Genomic DNA, 3867 nt, shown 5'->3' on the forward strand with positions numbered 1-3867 from the left:
GGTTGCGCGGCTAACAAGGCAGTCAACCGGACACCCAAATGCTGCGCATTTGCGTTCCCTTCGCTGGCGCTCCGGTGCCGGTTACTTCCACGTTATGTTTCATCATGAACCTAATCACACATATCCATAGTCGTCTTAAAGCGTTTGGCGTCGACTGCGCGGTCGTTGGCAATGAGGTTCACGTCCAAGGCGAGCACAGGCCAACAAAGATACGGCTCGAAGAAGGATGGGAGGACGCATACAAGCAGTACAAGCAGGCTAGAAGCATCACATTTGATCTGGAAAACCTGACGCTTGTTCATAACAACTCTGTCGAAGTTCGACTGGTGAAGCTTTCATCTGGTGCTCTTGCTCTAGATCAGTATGCGCTGTCGGACTTGAAGGGCAATGCCGTCACCATCGGCGGTGCCTCTATCATCTTCGCGCTTGCGTTCTTCGACTCGCCGGACTATGAGGTGTATTTCAAGGCGCGAGTTTTGAAGCGCCTGACTAACCTTTCGTTTCGTAGGGTTCCGCAAATCATGTGGATGCCAACCACGGCGACCTACACGGCAAAGGGGAGAAGGACGCCCCCGAACCTCCGCGAAATTTCAGTTACGACAATCAAGAATTGCCTGTTCAAGATCGCAGTTGAGCAGCATGATTGCTTTGCAATATGGAAACCTTCATCGAAGCGACTCAACACAGCCCATCTCGATGAAACGTCAGAGGACCATTCAATTCCCCGTGCGACATACGACGAAAACGTTGTGAGCTTTTACAAAGTAGCCAAGGCAAGTCCGTTCCCAAGCCAAAGCTTCTTGGCCTATTACCATGTCCTTGAGTACTACTTCCTGCGGGTCTCGGAGGACTTGTTACACCATCACCTTACCGCGATGCTTAACGACCCGAAGTTCCGTACCGGCCACGACAGTCTAGATAAGCTCATATCCACAGTTCGCGGCCAAGATGCGCGAAGCGACGAAACAGAAATGTTACGCAATGTTCTTTACCGCTTTGTTCAGGAAACGGAACTGATCGAGTTCATCGCCCAACTGGAAGAGAAGTGCGGAGAGAAGCTGTATACGAAAAAGCGGAAGGTTTTCGGCGAGCACATTGAGGTCTCGTTGCGCGATGGCCATGCACTTTCCAACGCAGCAACAGCATTGAAACATGTCCGAAATGCGATTGTTCACTCAAGCGATCGCTACAAACGTGAGGAATGCCATATCCCGCTTTCTGATTCAGAGAACACTATCGAAGAGTTCATCCCGCTCGTCCGCTTTTTCGCAGAGAAAGTCATCTATGGCACTGCGTCGTAGCGATGAAACATAACATGGCGGTCAACACGGACGCTCCGCCGATAAAGCCGGCTCCGCGCCGGTTACCTTCACGTTAGACCGCCGCCCAAATGAAACCCATTTGTCTTCTGATAGGCTGTCTTGCAATGGCCGCTTGTAGCCAAGCACCGCTTGAAGACCAAGAACAAAGACAGGTAAGTGAGCTACTTGCTCCTTGCGCCAAAGATGGCAAAGTCAGTGGCTCCATGAAGCGTACTGTGGCAGCGGATGGAACTGTTACTTATATCTTTTCGCCCGAGTGTCGTGACAAAAACAACGTTACACGTCTTGAGCCACTGCAAAACCAGAGCGGCACCGAGTAATGCTTAGATCCAATTCGCGTACCGCCCAAAGAGGTGCACCAAGGTGCAGTCGGCAGCGCATTCGCATCAGTCGGAACACCTGAAAACAGTGCGTATTTCAACCACCCGGCCTAACCCTGCGCTCAACCGGACCTCCGAAATGCTGCGCATTTCGGTTCCCTCCGCGCTTCGCGCTCCGGCGGCCGGTTAGCTCCACGTTAGCCATGCATCACAACAATCCCTATTGGCGACAGTTGGAAATCGATCTCACCGATGTTTCGGGAGTCATCGTTCCAAAAGGGAACGACGAAGCTGAATACTTCGAGTCCCTGCGTGCAAGCATTCGTGAGAACGCGAAACCAGCGGAAGTCATATCAGCAATCGTTGAAGAGCCGGGTTTTCTCAATCGGGCACTGGGCTCCACCGTTACTGGCTATCTGCTCGCCTCATCAGACGGGTATTGGCTTGTGTTCGAACCCAATGAGAAACAGTACTATTGTTTTTGGGGCTCCGATCGCGACAAACTGGGAGCATTCGGCGTATGCGGAACTCCGCTATATTGTTGGTGGGAATAGCAATGGCTAACCAGTCCGTCAACGGGACGCCAAAATGCTACGCATTTTGGTTCCCTCCGCTGCGCTCCGGCGCCCGTTACGTCCAACGTTAGCGCTATGAGCTTTGGTTCAAGCATGAGGCAAGCCGCCGACGACACTCAGCCGATTGGGCTTCGCTACATGGCCTTTCGTCACGCCCTCACGCACAGCCACTTGGGCTTCCATCAAGCCTGCGAAATCGCGCGAGAACGCTTTGGCATTGTCGCGGGCGCACCAGTCGCGTCCGCCGCGCTGGCCCGCGCTGCGCAGTTCTTCTTGTCCGAACGCCATGCCTGGCAACAGCTCGAACAAGCACGCATCGCGTATATCCGTACCTGCAAAGCCCTCGGTTTGCCGTCGCCGGTCACCAGAACCGTTCGCAATTGGTCCAAGCTGTCGCGCGTTCCAACACCCCCGAAGAAATGACCGCCCGCGCTAACAAGTCCGTCAACGGGACGCCAAAATGCTGCGCATTTTGGTTCCCTCCGCTGCGCTCCGGCGCCCGTTACGTCCAACGTTGGGCCTCTTGAATGTTCTCTATCCGAGTACTCCCTGCTATCGAAGGCGAAATAGACGCTCAGCGTTTTGGCGAAATCTCAATTGGCGAGTTCTCGGAGCGGTTCGCCTGTTACCCCAATGGTCCGGATGCCGACGAACTGAATGGTGTTTGGCGAGTTGAACTGCGCAGACTCCTTGAGGGTGCCACCGCTGTTGCGCTTACCCACGATCCCAAGTTTGCTTGGCTCATTTACCGTGACGGCGAGAACTGTTTCATTCAACAAGCGTTCTCGCCAGACGGTAATTTTCGTAGCCAACTTGCTTCTCGCGTTACCGTGTCCGACGATGGGAATTGTGTGAGTGAGTGGAACACTGATGTCTCGGCGATTGCACGGTTTCTTGGAGCGTAGAGTGCTCTCTTGTTCTTGCTTCGTCGCGACCCGAGGCCCAACCCATCATTCCACCGGACCTGCGCGAAAAGCCGCGCAGTCCGGTGAATTCAAACGTTAGATTGCATGGCACCAAACAAAGCCTGTCCGGTGGTTGCTCGCGTGCGCGACGACAAAGTGGAGGTTCTGGCTTTTCGTCATCCGTTGGCTGGGCTCCAACTCGTCAAGGGCACTATCGAGTCAGGCGAAACAGCGGGCGCTGCTGCCGTTCGTGAGCTTGCCGAAGAAGCAGGCCTTGCGCAGGCTGGCCCAATCACCGCGCTTGGCGTATGGCAAAGCCAATACGAAGCCCAGGTCTGGTCGTTTCAACTGGTTCCGGTCGCGGCCACAACTCCAGAAGCGTGGGAGCACTACACCCATGATGGCGGCGGCCATCTCTTCAGCTTCTTCTGGCATCCTCTGCGAGTCGAACCAACCGCTGAATGGCATCCCCTCTTTCAGGGGGCGCTCATGCAGCTCAGAGCCTTGCTCGACCCCAAGCTAGTTCGCGCGGCGATCAATGCAGATCAAACCCATCCCAATGCAACCGCGGCAATCTAACAAGTCAGTCAACGGGACACCCAAACGCTGCGCGTTTGGGTTCCCTCGGCTGCGCCTCGGTGCCCGTTACTTCCAACGTTAGGGCTTCTATGGCATCCGATGTTGATTTCCCAGACGATGAAAACGGCGACGTTTTGCGTCGCATGCGCGAAAGCGGTGACAACCT

General features: G+C 54.6%; 6 protein-coding genes. 5 read left to right on the plus strand and 1 reads right to left on the minus strand.

Annotated features, from left to right (window positions below; genetic code table 11):
• Nucleotides 1-38: 38 nt before the first annotated feature.
• The 3 genes from GGR36_RS21430 to GGR36_RS21440 all read left to right on the plus strand — a co-directional run bounded on the left by GGR36_RS21430 (nt 39) and on the right by GGR36_RS21440 (nt 2640).
• A complete protein-coding gene (locus GGR36_RS21430) occupies nt 39-1301 on the plus strand; it encodes a hypothetical protein (RefSeq protein ID WP_221229656.1) in 1263 nt (420 codons plus the stop codon).
• 544 nt (nt 1302-1845) lie between these two features.
• The gene (locus GGR36_RS21435; RefSeq protein ID WP_183638576.1) at nt 1846-2196 is read left to right on the plus strand and encodes a hypothetical protein; all 351 of its coding nucleotides are present in this window, start codon (nt 1846-1848) and stop codon (nt 2194-2196) included.
• Between the two features lie 114 nt (nt 2197-2310).
• A complete protein-coding gene (locus GGR36_RS21440) occupies nt 2311-2640 on the plus strand; it encodes a hypothetical protein (protein ID WP_183638579.1) in 330 nt (109 codons plus the stop codon).
• 170 nt (nt 2641-2810) lie between these two features.
• Here the strand turns inward: GGR36_RS21440 and GGR36_RS22035 are convergent, their stop codons facing one another.
• Complete coding sequence (locus GGR36_RS22035; protein ID WP_242533255.1) at nt 2811-3029, minus strand: hypothetical protein; 219 nt, start codon at nt 3027-3029, stop codon at nt 2811-2813.
• On the opposite strand from GGR36_RS22035, the gene GGR36_RS22340 reads away from it, so the two are divergent.
• A complete protein-coding gene (locus GGR36_RS22340; protein ID WP_420847500.1) occupies nt 2988-3122 on the plus strand; it encodes a hypothetical protein in 135 nt (44 codons plus the stop codon). The genes GGR36_RS22035 and GGR36_RS22340 overlap by 42 nt on opposite strands.
• 105 nt (nt 3123-3227) lie before the next feature.
• Nucleotides 3228-3701, plus strand: coding sequence for an NUDIX hydrolase (locus GGR36_RS21450; RefSeq protein ID WP_183638585.1), 474 nt, complete (start codon nt 3228-3230; stop codon nt 3699-3701).
• The last annotated feature ends 166 nt before the right edge of the window (nt 3702-3867 follow it).

Source organism: Niveibacterium umoris (genome assembly GCF_014197015.1).
GTDB classification, from domain to species: Bacteria; Pseudomonadota; Gammaproteobacteria; order Burkholderiales; family Rhodocyclaceae; genus Niveibacterium; species Niveibacterium umoris.